The organism is Pseudomonas sp. NPDC087346 (genome assembly GCF_044744235.1).
GTDB lineage: Bacteria > Pseudomonadota > Gammaproteobacteria > Pseudomonadales > Pseudomonadaceae > Aquipseudomonas.
This window is the reverse complement of record NZ_JBIUXX010000008.1, coordinates 134,673-161,448: the sequence shown is the minus strand read 5'-3', so window position 1 is coordinate 161,448 and position 26,776 is coordinate 134,673. Positions and strand designations below refer to the sequence as shown.

25 protein-coding genes are annotated in these 26,776 nt (G+C 59.2%); 14 read left to right on the top strand and 11 right to left on the bottom strand.

Annotated features, from left to right (window positions below):
* Positions 1–44: 44 nt before the first annotated feature.
* Positions 45–1,352, top strand: coding sequence for a hypothetical protein (locus ACIOZM_RS07450; RefSeq protein ID WP_401211369.1), 1,308 nt, complete (start codon positions 45–47; stop codon positions 1,350–1,352).
* 92 nt (positions 1,353–1,444) lie between these two features.
* On the opposite strand, the gene ACIOZM_RS07445 is transcribed toward ACIOZM_RS07450, so the two are convergent.
* Positions 1,445–2,770 (bottom strand): sigma 54-interacting transcriptional regulator, encoded by a 1,326-nt coding sequence (locus ACIOZM_RS07445; protein ID WP_401211366.1) that lies wholly within the window; start codon positions 2,768–2,770, stop codon positions 1,445–1,447.
* Between the two features lie 344 nt (positions 2,771–3,114).
* On the opposite strand from ACIOZM_RS07445, the gene ACIOZM_RS07440 reads away from it, so the two are divergent.
* The 3 genes from ACIOZM_RS07440 (at position 3,115) to nhaB (ending at position 6,531) form a co-directional block, all read left to right on the top strand.
* Positions 3,115–3,381, top strand: a complete 267-nt coding sequence (locus tag ACIOZM_RS07440) for a hypothetical protein (protein WP_401211362.1) — start codon at positions 3,115–3,117, stop codon at positions 3,379–3,381.
* Between the two features lie 281 nt (positions 3,382–3,662).
* Complete coding sequence (locus tag ACIOZM_RS07435) at positions 3,663–4,952, top strand: hypothetical protein (protein WP_401211359.1); 1,290 nt, start codon at positions 3,663–3,665, stop codon at positions 4,950–4,952.
* 76 nt (positions 4,953–5,028) lie between these two features.
* On the top strand, positions 5,029–6,531 hold the full coding sequence (gene nhaB / locus ACIOZM_RS07430; protein ID WP_401211356.1) for a sodium/proton antiporter NhaB: 1,503 nt from the start codon (positions 5,029–5,031) through the stop codon (positions 6,529–6,531).
* A gap of 122 nt (positions 6,532–6,653) precedes the next feature.
* Here nhaB and ACIOZM_RS07425 read toward each other — a convergent pair whose 3' ends face one another.
* The 3 genes from ACIOZM_RS07425 to gnd are packed head-to-tail and all read right to left on the bottom strand — an operon-like array spanning position 6,654 to position 9,972.
* Positions 6,654–7,475 carry an HAD family hydrolase gene (locus tag ACIOZM_RS07425; protein ID WP_401211354.1) on the bottom strand — a complete coding sequence of 274 codons (822 nt, stop codon included), beginning with the start codon at positions 7,473–7,475 and terminating at the stop codon, positions 6,654–6,656.
* Entirely contained in the window at positions 7,472–8,995 is a 1,524-nt protein-coding gene (zwf, locus tag ACIOZM_RS07420; RefSeq protein WP_401211351.1) for a glucose-6-phosphate dehydrogenase, read from the bottom strand. Before zwf ends, ACIOZM_RS07425 begins: the two co-directional genes overlap by 4 nt.
* Entirely contained in the window at positions 8,992–9,972 is a 981-nt protein-coding gene (gnd, locus tag ACIOZM_RS07415; RefSeq protein ID WP_401211349.1) for a phosphogluconate dehydrogenase (NAD(+)-dependent, decarboxylating), read from the bottom strand. The genes zwf and gnd overlap by 4 nt, the downstream gene beginning before the upstream one ends.
* A gap of 273 nt (positions 9,973–10,245) precedes the next feature.
* Here gnd and ACIOZM_RS07410 point away from each other — a divergent pair, with 273 nt between their 5' ends.
* The 4 genes from ACIOZM_RS07410 (at position 10,246) to ACIOZM_RS07395 (ending at position 15,244) form a co-directional block, all read left to right on the top strand.
* Positions 10,246–10,428: a DUF6026 family protein gene (locus ACIOZM_RS07410; RefSeq protein WP_401211346.1), complete on the top strand. Its 183-nt coding sequence runs from the start codon at positions 10,246–10,248 to the stop codon at positions 10,426–10,428.
* A 209-nt stretch (positions 10,429–10,637) separates the two neighbouring features.
* Complete coding sequence (locus ACIOZM_RS07405; protein WP_401211343.1) at positions 10,638–12,395, top strand: phosphoethanolamine transferase CptA; 1,758 nt, start codon at positions 10,638–10,640, stop codon at positions 12,393–12,395.
* A 144-nt stretch (positions 12,396–12,539) separates the two neighbouring features.
* On the top strand, positions 12,540–14,786 hold the full coding sequence (locus ACIOZM_RS07400) for a TonB-dependent siderophore receptor (protein WP_401211341.1): 2,247 nt from the start codon (positions 12,540–12,542) through the stop codon (positions 14,784–14,786).
* A 248-nt stretch (positions 14,787–15,034) separates the two neighbouring features.
* On the top strand, positions 15,035–15,244 hold the full coding sequence (locus ACIOZM_RS07395) for a hypothetical protein (RefSeq protein WP_401211338.1): 210 nt from the start codon (positions 15,035–15,037) through the stop codon (positions 15,242–15,244).
* Positions 15,245–15,364: 120 nt separating this feature from the next.
* On the opposite strand, the gene ACIOZM_RS07390 is transcribed toward ACIOZM_RS07395, so the two are convergent.
* From ACIOZM_RS07390 to ACIOZM_RS07375, 4 genes are all read right to left on the bottom strand, one after another.
* A complete protein-coding gene (locus tag ACIOZM_RS07390; protein WP_401211336.1) occupies positions 15,365–15,946 on the bottom strand; it encodes a DinB family protein in 582 nt (193 codons plus the stop codon).
* 18 nt (positions 15,947–15,964) lie between these two features.
* Positions 15,965–17,083: a cell division protein ZapE gene (zapE, locus tag ACIOZM_RS07385; RefSeq protein WP_401211334.1), complete on the bottom strand. Its 1,119-nt coding sequence runs from the start codon at positions 17,081–17,083 to the stop codon at positions 15,965–15,967.
* 173 nt (positions 17,084–17,256) lie between these two features.
* The gene (gene speB, locus ACIOZM_RS07380) at positions 17,257–18,216 is read right to left on the bottom strand and encodes an agmatinase (protein WP_401211332.1); all 960 of its coding nucleotides are present in this window, start codon (positions 18,214–18,216) and stop codon (positions 17,257–17,259) included.
* 16 nt (positions 18,217–18,232) lie between these two features.
* A complete protein-coding gene (locus tag ACIOZM_RS07375) occupies positions 18,233–19,324 on the bottom strand; it encodes a polyamine ABC transporter substrate-binding protein (protein ID WP_401211329.1) in 1,092 nt (363 codons plus the stop codon).
* 99 nt (positions 19,325–19,423) lie between these two features.
* Between ACIOZM_RS07375 and ACIOZM_RS07370 the strand changes: the two genes are divergently transcribed.
* The 4 genes from ACIOZM_RS07370 (at position 19,424) to ACIOZM_RS07355 (ending at position 22,970) form a co-directional block, all read left to right on the top strand.
* Positions 19,424–20,317, top strand: coding sequence for a LysR family transcriptional regulator (locus tag ACIOZM_RS07370; protein WP_401211326.1), 894 nt, complete (start codon positions 19,424–19,426; stop codon positions 20,315–20,317).
* 201 nt (positions 20,318–20,518) lie between these two features.
* Positions 20,519–21,985 carry a nucleobase:cation symporter-2 family protein gene (locus ACIOZM_RS07365; protein ID WP_401211324.1) on the top strand — a complete coding sequence of 489 codons (1,467 nt, stop codon included), beginning with the start codon at positions 20,519–20,521 and terminating at the stop codon, positions 21,983–21,985.
* 80 nt (positions 21,986–22,065) lie between these two features.
* Complete coding sequence (locus tag ACIOZM_RS07360) at positions 22,066–22,539, top strand: LEA type 2 family protein (protein WP_401211321.1); 474 nt, start codon at positions 22,066–22,068, stop codon at positions 22,537–22,539.
* 161 nt (positions 22,540–22,700) lie between these two features.
* Positions 22,701–22,970 (top strand): GNAT family N-acetyltransferase, encoded by a 270-nt coding sequence (locus ACIOZM_RS07355; RefSeq protein WP_401211319.1) that lies wholly within the window; start codon positions 22,701–22,703, stop codon positions 22,968–22,970.
* Here the strand turns inward: ACIOZM_RS07355 and ACIOZM_RS07350 are convergent.
* Entirely contained in the window at positions 22,960–23,883 is a 924-nt protein-coding gene (locus ACIOZM_RS07350) for a carbon-nitrogen hydrolase family protein (RefSeq protein ID WP_401211316.1), read from the bottom strand. The two genes, ACIOZM_RS07355 and ACIOZM_RS07350, sit on opposite strands and share 11 nt — an antisense overlap.
* An 83-nt stretch (positions 23,884–23,966) precedes the next feature.
* Here ACIOZM_RS07350 and ACIOZM_RS07345 point away from each other — a divergent pair, with 83 nt between their 5' ends.
* A complete protein-coding gene (locus tag ACIOZM_RS07345; RefSeq protein ID WP_401211314.1) occupies positions 23,967–24,881 on the top strand; it encodes a LysR substrate-binding domain-containing protein in 915 nt (304 codons plus the stop codon).
* A 6-nt stretch (positions 24,882–24,887) separates the two neighbouring features.
* Here ACIOZM_RS07345 and ACIOZM_RS07340 read toward each other — a convergent pair whose 3' ends face one another.
* A complete protein-coding gene (locus ACIOZM_RS07340) occupies positions 24,888–25,142 on the bottom strand; it encodes a hypothetical protein (protein WP_401211311.1) in 255 nt (84 codons plus the stop codon).
* 153 nt (positions 25,143–25,295) lie between these two features.
* Here ACIOZM_RS07340 and ACIOZM_RS07335 point away from each other — a divergent pair, with 153 nt between their 5' ends.
* Positions 25,296–25,613 (top strand): YqjD family protein, encoded by a 318-nt coding sequence (locus ACIOZM_RS07335; protein WP_401211308.1) that lies wholly within the window; start codon positions 25,296–25,298, stop codon positions 25,611–25,613.
* Positions 25,614–25,699: 86 nt separating this feature from the next.
* Here the strand turns inward: ACIOZM_RS07335 and ACIOZM_RS07330 are convergent, their stop codons facing one another.
* Complete coding sequence (locus ACIOZM_RS07330) at positions 25,700–26,752, bottom strand: Ldh family oxidoreductase (RefSeq protein WP_401211305.1); 1,053 nt, start codon at positions 26,750–26,752, stop codon at positions 25,700–25,702.
* Positions 26,753–26,776 lie beyond the last annotated feature (24 nt).

Genomic DNA, 26,776 nt, shown 5'->3' with positions numbered 1-26,776 from the left:
CTACGCTGAGTCTCGATCATTGGGCTTAAAGGGACGGCTTATTCATGTATCGATCAGTACCACTGCGCGCAGCTTTATGTTTGAGCACTCTTCTACCGGCGGCAATGCTCCAAGCAGCACCTGACGCTGATGTAGAGACCCTGAAACAGGAACTATTGGAGCTTAAGCAGCGATACGAAGTACAACAAAAAGCCCTGGCGGTTCTCGAGCAACGAGTCCGTCAGGTTGAAGATCAGCCAGCCGCTCCTCAACCAAAACGTCTGGCAAAATCGCCAGCCGACTTGAAGGGCAATCCAAAAGTGGCCACAGGGACCGGGGCCGCAGCAGCGTCGGGGGGCGCAGCCGGGGGAAGTGGCGCCTCTTACGGTCAGTCGCTGGCCGACGATTCGCAACCGGCGCAGAGCGTGTCCAACCTGTACGACGAGGCCAGCGGCTTCTTTGGCGGCGGCAAGTTCAGCCTGGAAACCGGCATTACCTACTCGCGATATGACACCCGCCAGCTGATCCTCAACGGGTTCCTGGCGCTGGACTCGATTTTCCTCGGCAACATCAACCTTGACCGGATCAAGGCTGACACCTGGACACTCGACCTCACCGGCCGCTACAACTTCGACAACCGCTGGCAGTTCGATCTGAACGTGCCTGTGGTCTACCGTGATTCGACGTATCAGTCCGGCGGCGGCAACGGCGGCGCCTCCAATGTCACCACCGAACAGGACGTGTCACGCGACCCGACCATCGGCGACGTCAACTTCGGTATCGCCTACAAGTTCCTCGACGAGTCGGCCAATACCCCGGACGCCGTGGTTACCTTGCGCGTCAAGGCACCGACCGGCAAGGACCCGTTCGGTATCAAACTGCGCCAGACCGATGCCAACTCCAACCTGTTCGTGCCTGATACCCTGCCGACCGGCAACGGTGTCTGGTCCGTTACCCCGGGTATATCGCTGGTCAAGACGTTTGACCCGGCCGTACTGTTCGGCAGTCTGTCCTACACCCACAACCTGGAAGAGTCGTTTGACGACATCAGTTCCACGGTCAACCAGAAAACCCCGGGCAAGGTACAGATCGGCGACAGCTTCCAGATTGGCGCTGGTATCGCTTTTGCACTGAACGAGAAGATGAGTATGTCGTTCTCGGTGTCTGACCTGGTGCAGCGCAAGAGCAAGTTGAAACAGGATGGCGGTGATTGGCAGTCGGTGGTTTCCAGCGATGCCAACGCCGGTTACTTCAACGTCGGTATGACCATTGCGGCTACTGATAACCTGACCATCGTGCCCAACCTGTCCATCGGCATGACCGATGACGCACCGGACTTTTCCTTCAGTCTGAAATTCCCGTACTACTTCTAAAAGGCAGATCAATAGATCACAGCCTTCGGCAGCTCCTGCATCGGGTTTGTATACACCCTGTAGGAGCTGCCGAAGGCTGCGATCTTTTGCTTTCAGCGGATTTGATGTTTATGCAGTAACCGGTAAAACGTCGGCCGCGAAACTCCAAGCACTTTCGCCGCAATACTGAGGTTGTCACTGTGCCGATTCAACACATCACACAGTGCCTGGCGTTCGGCACGAGTCTTGTAGTCTTCAAGAGTGCCCATCGGGGTCGCGATTGAATGCTGGCTGATCAGCCCGAGATCCCGTGCCTCGATCTGCCGACCTTCGGCCAGCACCAGCCCCCGACGCACACGGTTCGCCAGTTCGCGAACATTGCCGGGCCAGTCATGTTTACCCATGGCAATCAGGGCATCTTCACTGAAGCTGCGCGGTCTGCGCCCGGTTTCATGGCTGTAGAAATGCGAGAAATGGTTGGCCAGCATCGATAGATCGCCATGCCGTTCACGCAATGGCGCGGTGACCACCTGCAAGACATTCAGCCGGTAATACAGGTCTTCACGAAAACGTTTCTTCTCGATGGCCGCTTCAAGATCGACGTGGGTTGCCGCCAGCACTCGCACATCGACCGGAATCGGCTGACTGCCGCCCACGCGTTCGATGTGCTTTTCCTGAAGAAAGCGCAGCAGATTGGCCTGCAGTTCCAGCGGCAGATCACCTATTTCATCGAGAAAAAGCGTGCCACCGTTGGCCGCCTCGATACGCCCGACCTTGCGCTGATGCGCGCCGGTGAATGCGCCCTTTTCGTGGCCGAATAACTCTGACTGAATCAGATGTTCGGGAATCGCCCCGCAATTGATTGCCACGAACGGTTTGCTGTGACGCTGGGATTGCCGGTGCAACGTGCGCGCGACCAGTTCTTTGCCGGTACCGCTTTCGCCACGGATCAACACCGGGGATTCGGTCGGCGCCAATTTACTCAATAACTTGCGCAGTTCGCGGATCGGTTTGCTGTCACCGAGCAACTCATGCTCTGGCTGATCAACGTGAATCGTGCCCTGCCCGCGCAAACGCGCCATACCGAACGCACGGCCAAGGGTTACTTGCACCCGCGAGACATCAAACGGCAAGGTGTGGAAATCGAAAAACCACTCGCAAACAAAGTCGCCGACGTTCTGTAACCGCAGGACTTCCTGATTCAGCACGGCGATCCATTCGGTGCCGCTGCGGCTGATCAGTTCCTTGACCGCTTCGGGACGTTCGAGGTGAAAAGGCTGTAATCGCAACAAGCCGACATCACAACTGCGGTCGGCAGCATTTTCCAGAGTACAACTGTCGACATCCCAGCCTACCGCGCGTAATCCGGGCAATAGGCGGTGACAGTCGTCGCAGGGATCGACCACCAATAAACGTCGTAACGCAGGCGCTTCGCTCATGACTGTTCCTTGGCGCCAAATTTAAGGAAATGAGTGTAAAAACAGTCATTTGGCTCACCTGGCTGTAACATTAGCAAGATTTTGACAGTGCCTTGTATCGTTTGCTTATAGGTGTACAAGCTATTGAGTTATAAGTAGCTTCTTTGTTAGTTAGCTATCGACTTGAATCTTTCATCCAGCTTTCAAAAACTGTCGGAAAACTGAGTATATGAAAGAAAGTTGAAATTTCTTTCGCCTGAGTGTGACCCGATGCCGGGTTGCGTGCATCAGTACAAGTATCCAGCCGAACGGTAAGCCCAACCGACGGCATATCACTTGATTGGGCACTACAGAGAGAAGACCCCATGACCGCCCCGCTCCGTATCAACGAAGCTCTTATGATTGCCAACCACGCATTTGAACCGTTCCAATGCGTAGCCTGGGCCCCACAAGACGGCAATGGCGAACTGAACCTGAGCGTCATCGACCGTACCAACTCGCATATCGGACGTACAAAAATTCCGAGCAGCGCCTATTCCGATCCAGCGCAACTTGAACTGCTGTTGCAGCAAGCACGCGCCGAACTGAGCAAAGAAGGCCACCAACTGCAATCGTGGTCGATGCCACATTGATCGAAGCGTAAAGCGGATGACTTTTCAGTCATCCGCTTTTTTTATAAGTTGCCAAAGTCTTTTTCAACTTACGCACTGTTGTATAACTTCCCCCCGCCATTTTCGGCCTGATTGCTTGGCAGGCTTGCGATTGGTTCAAAAAGACACTGTTCTGGCACAGTCTGACCCTCCACCTGTTAGTTATGTCAGTTGTAGTTCGGTGTATTCAGGCGTTGAATGTTCCGCTCATGCAGTTACTCACTCGGTTCCCGGGTCGGGCCAACTTGCAAGGAGAGGCATGCATGTCCACCCAGAACGCCTACGCACTCCCGACGCTAGCGAATAACGCCGGGCAACTAGACAAACGATTTGCCAATACCGGCGTTGCCCAGGTGTATTTCGCCGGCAGTGTGTCCAGCATGACTCAGGGTGTTGCCCTGGACCCGCAAGGACGCGTATTGGTCGCCGCCAAAGTCGGCACCGCCGAAGGCAGCCGTTTCGGACTAGCCCGTCTGCTGGCTGACGGCTCGGCTGATCTGGGTTTCGGTCATCAGGGCAGCGTGATCGACGAGTTCGCTCGGGGTTTCGAAGCCATGGCTGGCAAAGTGCAGGTGTTGCCTGACGGAAGAATCCTGCTGACCGGCCTGCATTATGAAAATGCTCACCGCACCCTGCCCGCCCTCGCCATGTTCGATGATCGCGGTTTTCCCGACCAGTCATTTGGCGACAACGGTCGGCTGGTTGTGCGCCTGCCGGGCGACTTGTCCATGGGCACTCGCGATGTCTGGTTGCCGCCGGGGGTTCCGGGCGCCGAAGCCTGCGATATCGCCGTGCAGCCCGACGGACACATCCTGCTGATCGCCAACCACCACTTCGAATTGGCCGACCATGCCGGCATGCTGATCCGCCTGACCCCAGACGGTAGCCTCGACAATACTTTCAACGGCCGCGGCTTCGTGATGATCCGTCATTTGCTGCTCAATACCTGGCTCAGCAGCCTGTTATTGCAGGATGACGGGCGAATTATTGTTGCCGGCTCCATCGACTTCCCGCAGCAAGGGCTGGTGGCGCGTTATCTGCCGGACGGACGTCTTGACGAGCGCTTTGCGCTGGACGGTTTCATGGCGTTCACCGCGCACGGCAAAAGCGCCCAGGTCAGTCAGGTCATCGAATCCATGGAACATCTGCATTGTTTCGGCAGCAGCCGCGACCCGATACGCTGCCTGTCGCTAAGCCTGCACCTTAATGGTCGAACGGAACTGCACAGCAACGATGGTCATCCGCAGCTGTTGGATATCGGCCCCAGCGGCTGCCAATGGAGCGCCGCCCAACGCATGGCTGACGGCCGAATCTTGGCGGTCGGCGCGACGATTGGCGGGGTCGAAGCAGACTTCATCGTTGCTCGATATCTGGCCGACGGCGCACTCGATACAAGCTTCGGCGACGGTCAGGGCTGGTTGCGCACGCGTCTGGGACGCAGCCTTGATACCGCCAACTCACTCGCGGTGCAGCCCGGAGGCGAAATTCTGGTCGGCGGTTATTCGCTCGATGGCAACTACCGGGCAATGGTTGCGCGGTACCTGAATCAATAACAAGAATACCGGCTGTACTTGAACTTGACCGAGACTTGCGGCAACTTGCGCGCTTCTTTAAGACAAGGAGCAGCCGATGTCCGGCTCAATGGCCCAGGCGTTCGCGCACAACTTTCTTGGGCACTCGCCCCGCTGGTACAAGGCGTGCATCGTCGGGTTCCTGATCCTCAATGCGCTGGTGCTATGGACGGTCGGTCCGGTGGCGGCCGGCTGGCTGCTGGTGATCGAGTTCATCTTCACCCTGGCCATGGCGCTCAAATGCTACCCGCTGATGCCCGGTGGCTTGCTGCTGATCGAAGCTCTGCTGCTGAAGATGACCACGCCGCAGGCGCTTTATGACGAACTGCTGCACAACTTCCCGGTAATCCTGCTGCTGATGTTCATGGTGGCCGGCATCTACTTCATGAAGGATCTGCTGCTGTTTCTGTTCTCGCGGCTGTTGCTCGGTGTGCGTTCCAAGGCAATTCTGGCGTTGATGTTTTGTTTCCTGTCGGCGTTTTTGTCGGCATTTCTAGATGCGCTGACCGTGACGGCGGTGATCATCAGTGCTGCTGTCGGCTTCTATTCGGTTTATCACCGAGTCGCGTCGGGCAACGATCCGCGACAGGACAGCGAATTCAGCGACGATCAACACCTGCCAACCCTTCACCATGAAGACCTCGAACAGTTCCGCGCCTTTCTGCGCAGCCTGCTGATGCATGGCGCGGTCGGTACAGCGCTCGGCGGTGTGTGCACGCTGGTGGGCGAGCCGCAGAATCTGTTGATCGGCCACGAAATGGGCTGGCACTTCGCTGAGTTCTTCCTGAAAGTCGCCCCGGTTTCCCTGCCGGTGCTGGTCGCCGGTCTGGTGACCTGTGTGCTGCTGGAGAAACTGCGCTGGTTCGGTTACGGCACGCTGTTGCCGGACAACGTGCGTGCCGTTCTGGCCAACTACGCCGAAGAAGACAACGCCGAACGCACCCCGCGCCAACGTGCTGCCCTGCTGGTACAAGGCGCCGCTGCGCTGATCCTGATTGCCGGGCTGGCGTTCCATATCGCTGAAGTCGGCCTGATCGGTCTGATGGTGATCGTGTTGATCACCGCGTTTACCGGGATCACCGACGAGCATCGCCTCGGCAGCGCGTTCAAGGACGCCATGCCATTCACTGCGTTGCTGGTGGTGTTTTTTGCGGTGGTTGCGGTGATTCACGATCAACAGCTGTTTGTGCCATTGATTCAATGGGTGCTGGCGCTGCCGCCAGATCAGCAACCGGGCATGCTGTTTATTGCCAACGGTTTGCTTTCGGCGATCAGCGACAACGTGTTTGTCGCGACGATCTACATCACCGAAGTTAAACAGGCGTTCCTCAACGGCCACATGAGCCGTGAGCACTTCGAAACGCTGGCGATTGCGATCAACACCGGCACCAACCTGCCGAGCGTCGCCACGCCGAATGGTCAGGCTGCTTTCCTGTTCCTGCTGACGTCGGCGATTGCGCCGCTGGTGCGTTTGTCGTACGGGCGGATGGTGTGGATGGCGGTGCCGTACACCGTGGTGATGGGCTTGTTGGGCTGGTATGCAGTGAGTTACTGGCTGTAACTGCACTGGATAAAATTGTGGGAGCTAGCCTGCTAGCGATGAGGGCGTGTCAGACAAGCTATCTGTCGAATGACACACCGCAATCGCTAGCAGGCTAACTCCCACATTTGTTTTGTGGTGCGTTAGTGACGCAGGATGTACTTCTCGATCGCTTGGGCCACACCGTCTTCGGTGTTTGGCCCGGTGACCACGTCGGCCTGACGCTGCACTGAATCCTCCGCCTGGCCCATGGCAATCGAAAAACCCGCGCAATGAAACATCGCCGGATCGTTGCCGCCGTCACCAATCGCCGCCGTCTGTTCCAGCGGCACGCCCAGGTATTCGGCGATTGTCGCCAGCGCTGCGCCCTTGTTGGCCTCCAGCGCCGTGACGTCGAGATACACCGGTTGCGAACGCGACACCTGCGCCAGACCGTTGACCTTCGGCAGCAACTGCGCCTCCAGCTCGATCAGCAACTCGGTGTTGTTGCTGGTAGCGACGATCTTGTCGATCCGTTCCAGATACGGCTCGAAGCTCTCAACCACCACCGGCGGATAACCGAGCCCGTGCTGTTCACGCGGGACCATCGGCCCGTGCGGGTCCTTCAGCAGCCAGTCACCACCACTGAACACCCAGATTTCAACGTCCGGTTGATCAACGAACAGCGCCAACGCGGTCAATGCCGCCGCGACCGGCAAATAGTGCGCGACCAGCAGCGTGCCATCAGGTTTGACGATGGTCCCGCCATTGAACGCTGCCGTCGGCAAATCAACGCCCAAGGCTTCGATCTGTTGCAGCATGGCTTTGGGCGGTCGCCCGGTGGCCAGGCTGAAAAACACCCCCGCCTCGCGCAATGCACGAACCGCGTCAATGGTGCGCTGGCTCAGGCTGTGATCGGGCAGCAGCAGCGTACCGTCCATGTCACTGAGCAGAAAACGGATGGGTTGCTTCGGCAAGTTACTCATCCCAGACCATGCCAGACGCGACCATCGCGAGTCAGCAGGTCTTCAGCCGCTTGTGGGCCATCGTCACCGGCCGCATAGCTCTGCACGCTCGCGTCCTGCTGCCAGGCATCGAGGAACGGTTGCACGGCGCGCCAGCCGTTCTCGATGTTGTCGGCGCGCTGGAACAGCGTCTGATCGCCTGTCAGGCAGTCGTAGATCAGGGTTTCGTAGCCGGTGGACGGCTGCATCTCGAAGAAGTCCTTGTAGGCAAACCCCAGCTCGATGTTGGCCATGTTCAGCGCCGGCCCGGGACGCTTGGCCAGCAGGTCGAACCACATGCCTTCGTTGGGCTGGATCTGGATACGCAGATAGGTCGGCTGCAACTCATCGACCTCGGTATCGCGGAACTGCGCATACGGCGCCGGCTTGAAGCAGATGACGATCTCGGTGTCGCGTACGCTCATGCGTTTGCCGGTGCGCAGATAGAACGGCACGCCGACCCAGCGCCAGTTATCGATCATGACTTTGAGCGCGACGTAGGTTTCGGTACTGCTGTCAGGCGCGACGTTGGGTTCCTCGCGGTAACCCGTCAGCGGCTTGCCATCGACTTCACCGGCACTGTATTGGCCGCGAACCGAATTGGCTCGCGCCTCTTCGGTGGTCCATGGGCGAATCGCGCCGACTACTTTGGCCTTCTCGCCCCGCACTGCATCGGCGCCGAACGCGGCCGGCGGTTCCATCGCGACCATCGCCAGCAACTGGAACAGGTGATTGGGCACCATGTCGCGCAATGCACCGGTGTGTTCGTAAAAACTGCCACGGGTTTCAACGCCGACGGTTTCGGCGGCGGTGATTTGTACGTGGTCGATGTAATGATTGTTCCAGAACGCTTCGAACAGGCTGTTGGAGAACCGGCTGACCAGAATGTTCTGTACGGTTTCCTTGCCCAGGTAATGGTCGATCCGATAGATCTGCTTCTCGCTCATCACTTTGAGCAGACAGGCGTTCAACGCCTCGGCGGTATGCAGGTCGGAGCCGAACGGCTTCTCGATCACCACCCTTCTGAACGCTTCCGGGGTTTCTTCGAGCAAACCGGCGGAGCCGAGACGGCGCACCACTTCGCTGAAGAACCGTGGCGCGGTGGCCAGATAGAACACCGCATTGCCCGTGCCGCTGTCGGCGATTTTCGCCGCCAGCGCTGAATAAGTGCTGTCGTCCAGGAAATCGCCCTGAACGTAGCTGATGCCCTTGGCGAGCTTGGCCCACAAGGCCGGATCAAGCATCTGATCGCCCTTGCCGACCTTCGCCGCGACTTCGGTACGGATGAAATCTTCGAGCTTCTGCGCGAAGGCTTCATCGGTAATGGCGTTGTGGTCAACGCCGATGATCCGCAGGCCATCGTCAAGCAGGCCGTCGCGACTCAGGTTGTACAGCGCCGGCATCAGCAAACGCTTGACCAGGTCACCGTGAGCACCGAACAGAAACAGCGTGGTCGGTGGTGCGGGTTCTGCCTTGGATTTCCTGCGAATCGTATGGGTCATTTTTTCGGAGTCTCCACATGGCCGCCGAAGCCGAAGCGCTGGGCCGAAAGAATCTTGTCGCCAAACGTGCCCTGGCCGCGCGAACGGTAGCGAGAGAACAGCGAGTTCGACAGCACCGGCACCGGCACTGCTTGCTCCATGGCCGCTTCGATGGTCCATTGACCTTCGCCGCTGTCCGCCACCGAACCGGAGAAACCGTCGAGTTTCGGATCGCTGGCCAATGCATCGGCGGTCAGGTCGAGCAACCACGACGAAACCACACTGCCGCGACGCCAGACTTCGGCGATGTCGGCAACGTTCAGATCAAAACGCTGATCTTCCGGCAGACGCTCGCTGGACTTGGTCTTGAGGATGTCGAAACCTTCGGCGAAGGCCGCCATCATCCCGTACTCGATGCCGTTGTGAATCATCTTCACAAAGTGCCCGGCACCGGCAGGACCGGCATGAATGTAGCCATGCTCGGCGCGATGGTCGTCGGACTTGCGATCCTTGGTACGCGGAATGTCGCCCATACCCGGCGCCAGTGCAGCGAACAGCGGATCGAGACGGCTGACGGTTTCGGCATCGCCGCCGATCATCATGCAGTAGCCGCGCTCCAGGCCCCAGACGCCGCCGGAAGTACCGACGTCAATGTAATGCAGGCCCTTCTCAGCCAGGGTTTTCGCCCGGCGAATATCGTCCTTATAGTTGGTGTTGCCGCCGTCGATGATGGTGTCACCGGCTTCAAGCAGATTGCTCAGGGTTTCGATGGTGTCTTCGGTCGGCGCGCCGGCCGGCAGCATGACCCAGACCGCACGCGGTTTGGCCAGACCGGCAACCAGTGCCGGCAGATCGGAAACGCCTGTAGAGCCCTCGGCGGCCAGGGTGTCGACAAAGGCGGTATTGCGGTCGAAAACAACGGTGCTGTGACCGTTGAGCATCAGACGCCGTGCAATATTGCCGCCCATGCGGCCCAGTCCAATAATCCCGAGTTGCATGTGCTGATGCTCCTTACTACAAATAAATGTGTGTCAATGGTTATAGCCCAACGCGACTAATGGAGGTTAGTCCAGAGCGTTGCGATGAAGTTTCCGGGCATTGTGCCCGATCCAGACTGATAACGTCGGGAATCGTGCCGAAGACACACCGACCATGAAAAATAAAAAAGTTCCATTCACGGACAAAAGAAATCAAAATTGGCGCCGATAGTAAGTCAGCACCCCAAATCGGGGGCGACTTACAGTTGATGCACGCCATTTGCGAGGTGAGCAATGGGCACAGTACACACAGCAATGCCTCCACAGACTTTGTACGTCACGATCCGTCGCGATGAATTGCGCCAGTTGAAAGACGAGCGTGACCAGTTGAAGCAAGAACTCGCCCAACTGCGCCTGATGATGCACGGCGAGCAGCCCAAGCCGCTGCCGGTCGTCCAGCGTCACCCGCACGCCTGACCCTCGCCTGATTCGGGAACAGCACTGCCTGTTCCCGACATGATCCCTCCCTGCCCGCTCAGCTCAATTAACAAATTTTTCACATTCGCTTGCGGATACTTCGACCCCATTCTGGCCGTACCTTTGCGTACGGCTTTCGTTCGTCGGCTTCATGCTCTGGTTTCAAGAAGCGTTCCGGCGGGTTTGTCTTGTAATAGCTGGAGTGCTGAATGGCATTGTTCAAACGCAGCAAATCGACTGCGGCAGGTTTCGACTGGGCCGGTCTGATTTGGCTGTTCGTCTTCTTCTGGTATTTCTCCGGTATCACTCAACTGCTGATCCAGCTGACCGGCACCTCCGGTTTCAGTGGATTCCGTCAGGCGTTCTTCATGAGCGCGCTGTGGCTCGCGCCGATGTTGCTGTTCCCCAAGCGCACCAAGTTGCTGGCCGCAATAATCGGCGTGGTGCTGTGGGCCTGCTCGATGGCCAGCCTGGGTTACTTCTTCATCTATCAGCAGGAATTTTCCCAGAGCGTCATCTTCATCATGTTCGAGTCGAACATTTCTGAAGCTGGCGAGTACATGACCCAGTATTTCGCCTGGTGGATGATCCCGGCGTTCCTCGCGCATACCGTGTTCGCCTACTTCCTGTGGACCCGCCTGCGCCCGGTGTACATGCCTCGTGGCCGCGCATGGGTCGCGGCTACGGCGATTGTGATCGCTGTGGTTGGTTATCCGCTGGTCAAGCAAACAATGCGCATGGGCTCCTTCGCTCAGGGTTTCGAAAAGTTTGAAACCCGCATCGAGCCAGCGGTGCCTTGGCAAATGGCCGTGGCCTATCACCGTTACGTTGATACTCTGGCCGATATGCAGGACATGCTGCACAGCGCGAGCAAGATTCCGCCGCTGCACAACCTCAAGGATGCCGGCGCCAATCAGCCTGCCACTCTGGTGCTGGTCATCGGTGAGTCGACCAACCGTCAACGCATGAGCCTTTACGGTTATCCGCGAGAGACCACGCCGGAACTCGACAAGCTCAAGGATCAACTGGCGGTGTTCGACAATGTCGTCACCCCGCGTCCTTACACGATTGAAGCGCTGCAGCAGGTACTGACTTTCGCCGACGAAGAGAATCCGGACCTGTATCTGTCCACTCCGTCGCTGGTCAGCATGATGAAACAGGCAGGTTACAAGACCTTCTGGATCACCAACCAGCAGACCATGACCAAGCGCAACACCATGCTCACGACCTTTTCCGAACAGGCCGATGAACAGGTGTACCTGAACAACAACCGTAATCAGAACGCCGCCCAGTACGACGGTGACGTGATCGAGCCGTTCAACAAGGCCCTGACCGATCCGGCGCCACGCAAACTGATCGTCGTGCATCTGCTCGGTACTCACATGAGCTACCAGTACCGTTATCCGCCGACTTTCGACAAGTTCCAGAATCGCGACGGCGTACCGGCCGGTGTGCGTGATGACCAGGTGCCGACCTACAACAGCTACGACAACGCGGTGCTGTACAACGATTTCGTGGTTTCCAGCCTGATCAAGGATTACGCCAAATCCGATCCGAATGGTTTCCTGTTGTACCTCTCCGACCACGGTGAAGACGTGTTCGACTCGGTCGGTCATAACACCCTGGGTCGTAACGAGAACAAGCCTACCGCGCCGATGTACACCATCCCGTTCATGGCCTGGGCCTCGCCGAAATGGCGTGAAACCCATAACTGGAACCTTGCCGGTGATCTGCAACGACCTTACAGCAGCTCGCATCTGATCCACACCTGGGCGGATCTGGCGGGTTTGAGCTTCGATGAACTGGATCACAGCAAAAGCGTGGTCAGTGACAGCTTCAAAGCTCGCCCACTGCTGATCGGCAACCCGTATGAACGCGAACAACGCGCCCTGATCGACTTCAGCCTGATGAAGCCGAAGAAAGCGGAAACACCCGCAACACCGGCCCCCGGGGTCGCGCAAAAGTAAAACCGACAAGGGGCCGAAAGGCCCCTTTTTCATGCCTTGAAACTTCCACAAATAATAATATTTCTCGTTTGTTACTAAATCGCGCGGCTCCTTCTCGTCTCTGAATCAATGGATTTTTCCCTCGACGACAAGGAGTCGGCTGCGATGTTCGCGCCTATCACCCGTTCCATGACCCTCACTCTTGGCTTTTGCAGCGCTGCATTGAGTGCTGATCTGCTGGCAGAAACCGATGCCGAAAAACAGCCAGAGTCAGCCGCCACGGCTTTGGAGCTGGCGTCCACCAGCGTCACCGCCCAAGGCCTGGGCACCAACACCGAAAACACCGATTCGTACACCACTGGCGCGATGAGTACCGCGACCAGGATGAATCTGTCGATCAAGGAAACCCCGCAATCGGTGTCCGTGGTCACGCGCCAGCAGATGGATGATTTCAAACTCGGTACATTGTCCGAAGCCATGCGCCAGACCACCGGCATCGTCGTCCAGCACAACGACTCGGACCGGGTCAGCTATTCGTCGCGCGGCTACTCGATCAACAATTTCCAGATCGACGGGATGCTGAATACCTTCAGCTACATGAAGTCCGACGCCGACACGATTATCTACGACCGCATTGAAGTGGTACGCGGCGCCACCGGCCTGACCACGGGTGCCGGTGATCCGTCAGCAACCATCAACATGGTGCGCAAGCGTCCGACCGCACAGCTGCAAGCCCTGGCAGGTGTCAGTGGCGGCAGCTATGACAATTACTACAGCTACGTCGATGTCGGCGGGCCGTTGGCCTTTGATGGGCGACTGCGTGGGCGTACGGTATTGGCCTACCGCGACAGCCAGTCGTTTCGCGACAAGTACGCGCAGCAACGGGAAGTCGGTTACGGCATTCTTGAAGCCGATCTGACCGAATCCACGATATTGGCGGTCGGTTACGACTATCAGGACAAACAGGTCCAGGGCACCTCCTGGGGAACCACGCCTTACTGGAATGCGGATGGCAGCAAAGCGCACCTCGGCCGCTCGACCAACATGGCGACTTCCTGGAGTTCATGGCCGCTGCGCGACAAAACTGCGTTTGCCACTCTGGACCAGCAACTGGCGGGAGGCTGGCATCTGAAGGCTGCCTACACTCACCGCAAAAGTGACGGTGACGGCAAGATCTACTACGCCGGCAGCGGTTTTCCGGAACCAGACCGCAGCGGCATGACCGCCACCATCGGGCACATGGTCGGCGACCAGACCATGAAGGCCTACGACCTCAATGTGTCGGGGCCCTACTCCCTGCTGGGCCGCGAGCACGAATTGATGTTCGGCTACGGCGAAGCCGAACGCACCTCTAACGATCCGTATGCCATTGATGGCCCGCGCGCGGACGATTACACAAGCGTGCGTGACTGGAAATACATGGGCGGTATCGGCAAATTCCCCGACACCGTCACCGGGCTGACCGGTTTCAAGGACAGCACACGCCAGAAGGCCGGCTACCTCGCCACCCGCCTGAGCCTCACCGACGAACTGCACGCCGTGCTCGGCGGCCGTTACGGCAGCTGGGAGGCCTCCAGCACCACCAACACCTACGACCAGGCCCTGCAAAAGACCGGCGTCGACCACAGCAGCCAGCAACACAACGACATGTGGACACCTTACGCCGGCCTGCTCTACGACCTGACGCCCGAATACACCGCCTACGTCAGCTACACCGACATTTTCAAACCGCAAAGCAACCGTGACGCCAGCCGCAAATACATCGACCCGGTGGTCGGCAGCAACTATGAATTGGGCCTCAAGGGCAGCCTGCTTGAAGAACGCCTGAACGTCGCCACGGCAGTGTTCTGGAGCAAGCAGGACAACGTCGCCGAAGTGGACAATTCGGTACTGCCGGACCCTGTGACCGGCGAGCAGTTCTACAAATCGGGCGGCAAGGGCAACAAGGTCAACGGCTTTGAAGCCGAGGTTTCGGGCGAAGTGCTCGACGGCTGGAACATGACCGCCGGTTACACCTACACCCACTCGGTCAACGGTGAAAAAGAACGCACCAACACCCGACAGCCATTGAACATGCTCCGATTGTCCACGGCGTATCGCTTGCCGGGTAACTGGCACGCCCTGACCGTGGGTGGCGCGGTGAATTGGCAGAGTGACATTTACGGCGATGCCAATCGCCCGGTCGGACGCGGCGCGAATGGCCGGATCGTCACCGAACGTGCGCGGATCAATCAGGAGGCCTACACCGTGGTCAAACTGATGTCGCGTTATGAGTTCGACAAGCATCTGTCAGCCTCGCTGAACGTCGATAACCTGTTCGACAAGAAATATTACGACAACGTCGGCTTCTACAACGGCGTGTACTGGGGCGACCCGCGCACGGTCACGCTGAGTCTCGACTGGAAGCTCTGAAAGCTGCGGTGAAGAACCTGCACCCCTCGACCTGCGGCGAGGGGATTTATCCCCGTTGGGTCGCGAAGCGGCCCCGTCTTGATCCATACAAGAGGGCCTGCTGCGCAGTCCAACGGGGATAAATCCCCTCACCACAGGTTTACTGCCGTCCTTCAACGCGTTAACCCCGAGTTAATTCGCCTGCCGGACACTGCCCCTCGTACGCTGATTCATGGATGAAAGGCTCCGACTTTTCCAGTGGAGGCACCATGAAAACCACAACTGCAATTCTCGCCGGGCTACTCGCCCTCGGTTCCGCCAGCGCATTCGCTGAAGGTGGCGCCGAACGCATGCGGTACTACTACGACAACTTCCCGGTTCACCACGCTCAAAGCGAGCAGAAAGCCGACACCAAGGCCCCGGAACTGCGCGTTCCGGATGACCAGACGGCGCAAGTGACCGAGTCTTATCGCAACTGATTTACCGATAGACCTTTTTACCGATGGACCTTCCGGCTCCGCTCTGGCTTGGAAGATGACAGTTGGGCGCCCTTTTCGGGCGCCTTTTTTTATGCCCGCGATTTGTCTGCGGTCAGCACTTTAATGGCCCCAGATCAGCTCTTCGGTCCAACCCAGCTCAGCGAAGTCGGCAGCCCTCAGCCCCGCTTCACCCGCGCAGAAAAACTCGTCCAGTTGTGGTGGTTTCACCGCTGTGTCGCTGAGCATCGTGTGCACCTGGCCACGATGATGGATCTGGTGTTCGAACAGATGCGAGAGCATGCGCAGTCGGCTGTCGTGCTGTGGCGTATCGCGGGCGATGGTGACAATCCGGCCGAGATCGGCATCACGCAGTTGCTCGCAATAGGCGATCAGCCGGCGATCGACGTGTGCTTGTTCTTCACGCAATCGCACGGCGTCAGTAAACGGCTCGTCAGCATTGAAAAACACGTAGCAATCGGGATGCGGATCATCGCCACGCAACTCGCGCTCAAGCGCATCGACGTAGAACCAGTCGCAAGTGAGGATGTGATTGAGCGTCAGGCGAATCGCGGGGAAAAACCCGACTCTCGGCGCCGTCAGCTCTGTGTCGTCCAGTTGCGACCAGGCATTGGCCAGTCGGTGATTGGCCCAGGCGTTTTGATAGGCCATGGTCAACAGATGATGCGATAGCGGCTGGCTCATGTTCGCGCCCTCTTCACTTCAAGCTTCGGCAAAACGCTGTAGCTGCATCTCCTGCAAACGGCTGAGCGTGCGGCGAAACGGAAACTCCAGATAACCCTCGGTGTACAGCGCATCCATCGGCACCTGCGCCTCGATGTACAACGGCACCTTACGGTCGTAACACTCGTCGACCAATGCGATGAAGCGTCGAACGCCATCGTCGTGGACCGACAGTTGCGGCAGCTCGCGGTCGCCCGCCTCCACCCGCGCAGCGCCATCTTCGGTGCCGCGAGCGATACGCCCCTCACGCTTTTGCGCGCTGAGATTGGGTACGTCGCTCAACAGAATAGTCCGGTAGGTGTCACACAGTGCGATGAAATCCATCGCGGCGAACGGTTGCTCGCAAAGATCGGCGTAGCGGCACCAGAGCACCGTTTCGCAGGCTTGCACCACGTTCAACGTCCGGTGTCCGACCGGGATCGGTTCGGCACTGGCATGTTGCCCGACCGCCAGCGACTGAAAGACTTGGCGCAGGGCACTTTCCTGCTCCGGCAGCGCGACAAAATAACGCTGCTGCCCTGCCCCGGGATGCAGACGGTGATCTTCGGCGCCATTCACCGCCACCACTTGCATGTGCGCCTTGATTGCGGCGATAGCCGGGACAAAACGATCACGATTGAAGCCATCGGCGTACAGATCATCCGGCGGCAGATTGGAGGTGCAGACGATCACTACGCCTTCGTCGAACATCACCTGAAACAGCCGACCGAGGATGATCGCATCGCCGATGTCGTTGACGAACAGCTCATCGAAACACAGCACCCGCACTTCAGCGGCCAGCTCTTTGGCCAGCGCGCGCAGCGGATCGGCGATTCCGGTCAACTGAAACGAGCGCTGGTGCACCCAGCCCATGAAATGGTGGAAATGCTGCCGCCGCGCCGGCACCCGCAGGCTCTGATAGAACTGATCCATCAGCCAGGTCTTGCCACGCCCGACCGGGCCCCACAGGTAAACGCCAGTGACCGAACGGGCACCGGCGTGCAAGGCTTCATGGCATTTTTGCAGCGCCCAGACGGCGTGTTCCTGGGCTTCATCCTGGATGAAACCCTTGTGCTCGATGGCATGCTGCCAGGCGCTTAACGGAGAGTCGAAAGTCATGCGCGGCAGTATGCCACGACGCTCCTGCAGGGGGCAGCGTCGTTCACAAGTCCTTTGGCCGACGCAAAATCCGGTAGGAGCTGCGGCACGCTGCGATCTTTTGATCTTGCTGTTAAAAAATCAGGATCAAAAGATCGCAGCGTGCCGCAGCTCCTACAAGGGGGATGCCGGGTTTAGAGGTCGACTTTATGTTTGGCGGCGTACAGGCAAAGCATTTCCATTGCCAGTGTTGCCGCAGCCAGCGAGGTGACTTCCGCGTGGTCATACGCCGGGGCGACTTCCACCACGTCCATGCCCACCAGATTGATCCCGCGCAAACCACCAAGAATCTCCAGCGCTTGCACCGTGCTCAAGCCACCACACACTGGCGTCCCCGTACCCGGCGCAAACGCTGGATCGAGGCAGTCGATATCGAACGTCAGGTACACCGGGTTATCGCCGACCCGCGCCCGAATCGCTTCGACAATCGCCTCACAACCTCGCCGATGCACCTGCCGCGCATCAAGCACCTGAAAGCCCTGATGATCGTCGTTGGTGGTGCGCAAACCGATCTGCACCGAGCGCGCCGGATCAACCAGCCCTTCGCGTGCCGCGTGCCAGAACATGGTGCCGTGATCGACGCGCTTGCCCTCCTCATCCGGCCAGGTATCGCTGTGCGCGTCGAAGTGGATCAGCGACAACTTGCCGTGTTTGCGCGCATGCGCCTTGAGCAACGGGTAGCTGATGAAATGATCGCCACCAAAGGTCAGCATCGCGCTACCGGAAGCGAGGATTTTCTCGGCATGGGCCTCGATGCTGTCCGGGATGGTGTGCGGTGAGCCGTAATCGAAGTCGCAGTCGCCGTAGTCGATCACCGCAAGATGATCGAACGGGTCAAACGCCCACGGCCAGTGGCGTTCCCAGGCAATCCCGGCGGAGGCGGCGCGAATTCCTCGCGGCCCGAAACGCGCGCCCGGGCGGTTGCTGGTGGCGGTGTCGAACGGCACGCCGCTGACTGCCACATCGACGCCGCGCAAGTCACGGCTGTAGCGGCGGCGCATGAAACTGGTGATTCCGGCGTAGGTGCTTTCGGCGCTGGTGCCGTAAAGGCTATCGCGGGTTATCGCTTGATCGTTATCGACTGGCACGTCCATCGGTGTGCTCCTGTTCTTATTGATGGCTACGGAAAGTGGTCCACATACGCGTGCGCTGACGCATGTCCTTGAGGCTCATGCTGCGGTCGGCGTACAAACGATCGCGCACTTCAGGCAGCGGATAGATGTCGGGATCGTTGCGCACTGCTTCATCCACCAGCGGCGTGGCAGCCTGATTGGCGGTGGCGAAAAACAGCGTGTTGGTCAGCTCGGCAACCGAATCCGGGCGCAGCATGAATTCAATAAAGGCGCGAGCGGCTTCCGGGTGCGGCGCATCTTTGGGAATGGCCAGGTTGTCCTGCCAGATAATCGTGCCTTCTTTGGGAATCCGGTAAGCGACCTCGAACGGCTTGTTGGCCTTGCGCGCCTGATCGGCGGCCATGCTTGCGTCGCCGTTGTAGGTCAGCGCCAGACAAACGCTGCCGTTGGCCAGATCGCTGATTTGTCGCCCGGTGGCGACGTAGAGCACTGACGGCTGCAACTGCAACAGCAGCGCTTCGGCGGCGGCCAGATCGGCTTTGTCGGTGCTGTAAGGGTCTTTGCCGAGGTAGTGCAGCGCCAGGCCGATGACTTCCTGCGGCGAATCGAGAATCGCGATTCCGCAGTCCTTGAGTTTGCTGGCGTACTCCGGTTTGAACAGCAGATCGAGGCTGTTGAGCGGCACATCCGGCAGACGTTTTTTCACCGCCTCGACGTTCATCCCCAGGCCGAGCGTGCCCCAGGTATACGGCACGGCGTAACGGTTGCCGGGATCGACCGCCGCGAGTTTCTTCAGTAGATCCGGATCAAGATTGCCGTAGCCCTTGAGCCCTTCGTGAGGGATTTCCCGCATGGCCCCGGCCGCCAGACCCCGCGCCAGCACACTGGACGACGGCACCACCACGTCGTACCCGCTGCCGCCGGTCAGCAGCTTGGTTTCCAGCACTTCGGAAGTGTCGAAGGTGTCGTAGCGCACATGAATGCCGGTTTCCTTTTCGAAACGCTGCAGGGTTTGCGGCGGCACGTAATCGGCCCAGCTGTAGAAGTTGAGGGTTTTGTCTTCGGCCTGTGCGCTGATGGCCACAGAGAGGAACAGCGCGGGGAAACACAGCTTGAACGCAAGAGCCATGACGAACACCTGACCGGAGGAAGTGGTGGCAGAATGCGCCGTCGGATACATTACAAAAATTCCTGAATTGTTAACCTGACTTTACCGCGGAGTAATGTGATGCTCGGTCAGCTTCACGATGTCGATCTGCAATTGCTGCGCCTGTTCGTGCGGGTGGTCGAATGCGGTGGATTCAGCGCCGCCCAAGGCGATTTGGGCCTGAGCCAGTCGAGCATCAGCCAGCAAATGGCCAAGCTCGAAACCCGCCTCGGTTATCGGCTGTGCAGTCGTGGCAAGGGCGGTTTCAGTGTTACGCCCAAGGGCGAGCAGTTATTGCTGGCGGCGCGAACGCTGTTTGAATCGATCGAGACCTTTCGCCACCAATCCAACGGTGTCGCCGGGCGGTTGATTGGCGAGGTACGGCTGGGGCTGTCCGAAGCGGTCGATCAATCGGTGCTGCAACGGGTGGCCGAAGCGATCCGGCGCTTTCGCGAGCGCGATGAGTCGGTGCGCATCGAGTTGATCAGCGCAATGCCCGGCGAGATGGAACGCCTGCTGCTGCAACAGCGGCTGGACCTCGCGATTGGTTACTTTTCGCAGGTGCAGAGTGCGTTCGACTATCGCCAATTGTTCAGCGAAACCCAGCATCTTTATTGCGCGGCGGGTCATCCGCTGTTCACTGACGAGGCGCCGGATGAAGCGGCGTTGCAGGCCTGTGACCGGGTTGATCACCCGTACCGGTTCCTGCGCAGTGACGAGCCGTTTCAAGGCAAAGTGTGTTCGGCGCGTTCAGAGCAGGTCGAGGGTACGCTGTCGTTCATTCTGTCCGGCAAGCATGTGGGTTATCTGCCGGATCACTACGCGCGCAGTTGGGAGGACAAGGGATTGCTGCGGCGAGTGAGGCCGGGCGAGCTGAGTTTTGAAGTGGCGTTTCATCTGGCCCGGCATCGGGCGCTGGTGCCGGGGGATGCGCAGAAGGCGTTTGAGGAAGACCTGCTCGCCGCATTTGTTTGAAGGTCAAAAGATCGCAGCCTTCGGCAGCTCCCACATTGGAATGCATTCACCTGTAGGAGCTGCCGAAGGCTGCGATCTTTTGACTTGGCCCGTATTTCCTGACCTTTCAGGCAGTTTTTGTTCGTTGCCCTCGCCGCTCTCTTACGGCATCCTGCGCCTCCATTTTCTGACCCGGCCCCGCTTCGCGGCACGCAAATCACCATGACCGTCTCCGAAAAAGCCCCGCGCAACAACGATCTGATCTACGGCCTCAACGACCGTCCGCACCTCACCGCCACGGTGTTTGCCGCGCTGCAACACGTACTGGCAAGCTTCGTCGGGATCATCACCCCGACCCTGATCATGGGCGGCGCCCTTGGTCTGCAAAGTGAAATCCCCTACCTGATCAGCATGGCGCTGTTCGTTTCCGGTCTCGGCACCTTTGTCCAGGCCAAGCGTTTCGGCCCGATCGGTTCCGGTCTGCTGTGCCTGCAAGGCACCAGTTTTTCTTTTATCAGCGTGATTCTCAGCGCCGGATTCATGGTCAAGGCCCGGGGCGGCGGTACTGATGAAATTCTCTCGACGATTTTCGGCGTGTGCTTTTTCGCAGCGTTCATCGAAGTGGTGCTGAGCCAGTTCATCGGCAAACTGCGCATGCTGATCACCCCGGTGGTCACCGGCACCATCATCACGCTGATGGGCCTGTCGCTGATCAAAGTAGCGATGACCGACATCGCCGGCGGCTTTGGTGCGCCGGACCTGGGCGGTGCCAGTCACCTGTTTCTGGCGGCGCTGGTGTTGGGCACCATCGTCGTTTTGAACCGGGTCGATGTGCCGTTCCTGCGCCTGGGGGCAATTGTTATCGGCCTGACCTTCGGTTATGTGGTGGCGTGGCTGATGGGCACCGTGGATTTCGCCAACATGCCCGAGGTGCCGCTGTTCAGCGTGCCGGTGCCGTTCAAGTACGGCTTCTCCTTCGATTGGGTGGCGTTTGTGCCGGTGGCGGTGATTTTCCTGGTCTCGCCGCTGGAGGCCGCAGGCGACTTGACGGCCAACTCGATGATCTCGCGGCAACCGGTCAAAGGCCCGCTGTACATCCGCCGGATCAAGTCCGGGCTGCTCGCTGATGGCCTCAACTCGGCAATGGCGGCGGTGTTCAACAGCATGCCGATGGTGACGTTCGCGCAAAACAACGGCGTGATCCAGCTCACTGGCGTCGCCAGCCGTTACGTGGCGTTCTTCATTGCCGGCCTGCTGGTGGTGCTCGGGCTGTTCCCGATGATCGGCGCAGTACTGCAACTGATGCCGAAACCGGTGCTCGGCGGCGCCGAACTGGTGATGTTCGGCACCGTGGCCGTGGCCGGGATCAAGATTCTCGCCGAGGCCGGCCTGCACCGCCGCAACATGCTGATCGTGGCGATCTCCCTCGGCATGGGCCTGGGCATTGCAGCGGTGCCGGAAGTGTTGCGCGAACTGCCGCAAGCGCTGCGCAACATCTTCGAATCGCCGATCACCGTTGGCGCGTTGTGCGCTATCGTGCTGAACATCTTCCTGCCGGAAGAATTCATCGAGCTGGAAGAAGACGATTTCGATCCCGAAGCCTCTATTCTCCAGGTCATGGAAAACCCGGATGTGCCCGCCAAAGGTGAACCTGCCCAACCTGCGGCTGTCGCACAGTTGAACCGCTAAGGTCGCCCGCCCCTGAAAACGGGGCCAGAAAAAGGGCTGCACCGGCAACGGTTCAGCCCTTTTTTGTTGAGAGACTGTTTATGCGCCGCGTCCACGCCGTCATCCTTTCCTTGCTGTTACTGTCCCTCAGCGCCTGCGCGCTTTTCCCCAACCGTGATCCGGTGAACATCAACGTGGTCGGCATCGAACCGCTGCCGAGCCAGGATCTGGAAGTGCGTTTCGCGATCAAGTTACGCGTACAAAACCCCAACGAAACCGCCATCGACTACAACGGCATTGCCCTCGATCTGGACGTCAACGGCCACTCGCTGGCTTCGGGCGTGAGCGATCAGAGCGGCTCCATTGCGCGTTTTTCCGAGACGGTGGTCAGCGTGCCAGTCAGCGTTTCCGCGTTCTCGGTACTGCGCCAGACCCTCGGCCTGACCCAGACGCAAACCCTCGACAATCTGCCCTACGTCCTGCGCGGCAAGCTCTCGGGCGGACTGTTCGGCACCATGCGCTTCGTCGACAGCGGCACCCTCAGCCTGCCAAAAACCAGCGCCGCGACCTGGTAGTGCCCAGCCCTGAAACTCAGCAGAAACCCCTGTGGGAGCTGGCTTGCCAGCGATGAGGCATATCAGCCAACATCACCGTTGCCTGACACACCGCCATCGCTGGCAAGCCAGCTCCCACAAGGTTCCCGTTCAGTCAGGCACTCATGGACACGGCAGAATTTATGGACACTACCCCCACGCTCTACACCGAACGGCTGATCCTGCGCCCACTGCAACTGACCGATGCCGAAGCCATCCAGCAGCAATTCGCGCATTGGGATGTGGTGCGTTACCTGAACAATTTTGTGCCAAATATCGGTTCACGCAAACTCTCCGAACGCGCCGGCATGCGCTTGATTCGCTGCGATGAAGACGATTTCGTCGGCGGGCGGTTTCCTCGGAAAATCTGGGAAATCACCCGCGAAGAATGGCTGCAACAGATCAAGCGGTGAAACGCACGCCGGGTTTGGCGCGCTCGTCGACGCTCAATTCGAACACGTCCGGGCGCGCATAGTGACCGACGACGTCGTAGTCGTAGCGGGCGCGGATCAACTCGTCGGTATCGATTTCGGCGGTCAACAATCCCGCTTCACCACGTAAAGGCCCGGCCAGCACGTCGCCCATCGGCCCGATGATCACACTGCCACCGGCAATCAACGGACGATCTGCAGGCCAGTTGGCAATCTCCACGCCGAGCTCATTCGGCGAGGCCTGAACCTGACAGGCACTGACCACAAAGCAGCGACCTTCATGGGCGATATGGCGCATGCTGGCCTGCCACATCTCGCGCTCATCAACCGTCGGTGCGCACCAGACTTCGATGCCCTTGGCGTACATCGCCGTGCGCAGCAGCGGCATCATGTTTTCCCAGCAGATCACCGCGCCCAGGCGTCCGACCTGAGTGTCGAGCACCGGCAGAGTGGAACCGTCGCCCTTGCCCCAGATCAGCCGCTCAGTCCCGGTCGGCATCAATTTGCGGTGCTTGGCGACCAGCCCTTGCTGCGGATCGAAATACAACGCGGTGCAATACAGCGTGCTGCCGGAGCGTTCGATCACGCCAATCACCAGATTAGCTCCGGTACGCGCAGCGAGCCCCGCGAGCGCTTGCGTTTCCGCACTGGGCACATCAATCGCGTTGGCGAAGTAACGGGCATAGGCCTCGCGTCCTTCCGGCAAGCGATAGCCCAGTTGCGTGCCGAAACCCTCGCCCTTCGGATAACCACCAAGCAACGCTTCGGGCATCACCACCAGCGCCGCACCGGCGTCGATGATCGCGGCTTCCCAACTGAGGATTTGTTCCAGGGTTTCGCCTTTGCCACCGGGCAAGGCACCGATTTGCAACGCGGCAACGATTGATTTTGGCATTGCGATGACTCCGTGAGATCAGGTGTTGCTGATTCTCCGGCGTCACGGGATCATGAATAAAGCCCGATTCACTGCTGAATGATATGAGCCATATGAATATCGTGAACGTCGATCTCAATCTGCTGAAAGTCTTTGAAGCCATACATGAAGAGTCCAGCGCCAGCCGCGCCTCGTTGCGTCTGGGGGTGACGCAATCGGCGGTCAGTGCGGCGCTGCGGCGTTTGCGCGAGGTGTACGGCGATCAGTTGTTCGTGCGCACCGGTCGCGGATTGGCGCCGACACTCAAGGCCAATCAATTGAAACCGGTGGTCAGCGATGCGCTGAACAAGTGCCGGCAAAGTCTGGCGATGGTCGATCCAGCCGCCCAACACTTTGAAGGTCGTTCGGTCACCCTTGGGCTGTCGGATGATTTCGAGATTGCTTATGGCCGGCGCCTGATCGAAGAGATCGCCCGTCGCGCACCGAAGCTGCGGTTGATCTTCCGCCAGACTCACAGTCAGATCGTCGCTCGGGCATTGATGGAACGCAGCATTGATCTGGCGATTACGGCGGGTGGATTCGCGGAGCGCCTGCTCAGTCGGCAGGTGCTCGGCGAAGGGGGATATGCGTGTTTGGTGGACCCGGCGAGTCTGGCGCCCGATCTGCGCGAGATCAGCCTCCAAGAGTTCGTCACGCGCGAGCATATTCTGGTGTCGTCCGGCGGGTTTATCGGCATCACCGATGAAGGGCTGGCCGCGCTGGGCATGAGCCGCCGGGTCTGCGCATCGACCACGCATTTTGCCGCGCTGCCGTTTTTGCTCAAGGGCAGCCAGGCCGTGGCGACGATTCCGGCGCATGCCGCGCAGAGCATCGCCGCACTCAGTGGTCTGGCGCTGCTGCCCTGCCCGCTGGCGTTACCGCGTTATCCGATTGAACTGGGCTGGCGCACCAGCACGCAGATCGATCCTGTGGTGGTCAAGGTGCGCGAAGCGATTGCCGCGTGTTTCGAGGTCAGCTGAGGCGCGTTACTTGCTCGCGGCCATCAGCCGGTTGACCTCACTGCGCACCATGTTGGCGAATTCCGGCGGCGACATACCGTCGAGCTCGGAGCGCACCCATTCAGACCACTTGCCTTTGCGCTTGCTACGCTCGCCAAACAACCGGGCGGCTTCGCCCTTGGCCTTGCCGAGGTTGTTTTGCCAGAGTTCGAACAGACGGGATTTCTCATCTTCCAGCGCGGCGCGCTCTGCGAGGGATTTGTCGGCCAGATTGAAACTCATGGGGAATTACCTGCTGCGTAAAATAGGCGACATCTTACACGCTAGACGGAAATCTCCTGCGCTGGATTTCTCCCTCGAACAAAATCGGTGCAACTTTTTGCGCCGCCCTACACTCCATTGTTCACTGTCCATTCACCAGCAAGGAGTCACCCAATGGCCCGTAAAACCGCCGTTCAAGCCGCCGAAGACCAAATCAAGGATCAGGCCTTCAGCGAACTTCAGGCTCTGATCGAAGAGTCGGACAAACTGCTCAAGAGCAGCGCCTCACTGGTCGGCGAAGAAGCGGAGACCCTGCGCGGGCAAATCGCCCTGAAATTGCAGCAGGCACTGGATTCGGTATCCAGCGTGCGCGACCGCACCAAACCTGCCGTCGATGCGACGGAGAACTACATTGGCGGACACCCGTGGCAAACCGTGGCGATCTCGGCCGGTTTTGGTCTGGTGGTGGGTTTGTTGCTCGGTCGTCGTTAATTTTCTAAAGATTCACGCCCCATCTGTGGCGAGGGAGCTTGCTCCCTCGCCACAATCAGCTCGCCAACCCTTTATTCAGCAGTGGGCTATTCCCCAGCCAACTCCCGCAACTGCGCCAAAGTCTGCGCATCCAGCACAATCCCTTCCGCCATCGACCGTGCGCGCTGCAAATGCCGACGATCTCCCGGCAAACGCTTGAGCCCTACCCCGTGCATCTGCCGCACCAGTTCCTGACTGCGCTCGGCAAAACTCTGCCCTGCGGCTTTGCTCGGATCTATGACGATCAACAGCTGCCCGGTCCAGGGCGTTTTGGCACCCGGGTGGTTCGACCAGTCGAACTCGAAGGAAAAATTGCCGCCCGTCAGCGCCGCGGCCAACAGTTCGACCATCATCGACAGCGCCGAGCCCTTGTGCCCGCCGAACGGCAGCAACGCACCGCCCTCGAGAATTGCTTTCGGGTCGCAGGTTGGCTGGCCAAGGCTGTCCACGCCCATTCCCGGTTCCAGAGGTTCTCCGGCACGCGCGGCGATTTGCACGTCCCCATGGGCGATGGCGCTGGTGGCGAGGTCGAACACAATCGGCGCGCCATCAGCACGCGGGGCAGCGAACGCAATCGGGTTGGTGCCGAACAATGGGCGGTCGGCGCCGTGCGGCACCACGCAGGTCATGCTATTGACCACGCTGAGCGCGACCAGACCTTCTTCGGCGAACGGTTCGACATCCGGCCATAGCGCCGCAAAGTGATGGGAGTTGCGGATTGCCAGCACCGCGATTCCGGCATTGCGCGCCTTTTCCACCAACAGCGGCCGGGCCGCCTCAAGCGCCGGCTGGGCAAAGCCATTGCCGGCATCGACCCGCACAAAACCGGACGCCACGTCTTCGACCACCGGCACAGCCTGGCCATTGACCCAGCCGCTGTTCAGTGTGGAAACATAACCCGGAATACGGAACACACCGTGACTGTGAGCGCCATCGCGCTCAGCGCCGGCACAATTGGCCGCCAGGGTGCGGGCAACAGACGCCGACGTACCATGACGCAGAAAAACGCTTTCGAGCAATCGCGTCAGCGCGTCGAGCGATAGCGTAGATGGCGCATTGGTTGAACCAGTGGAAGACACAGCATCGTGTTGCGCAGACATCTGAAGCTCCAGACTAATTATTGG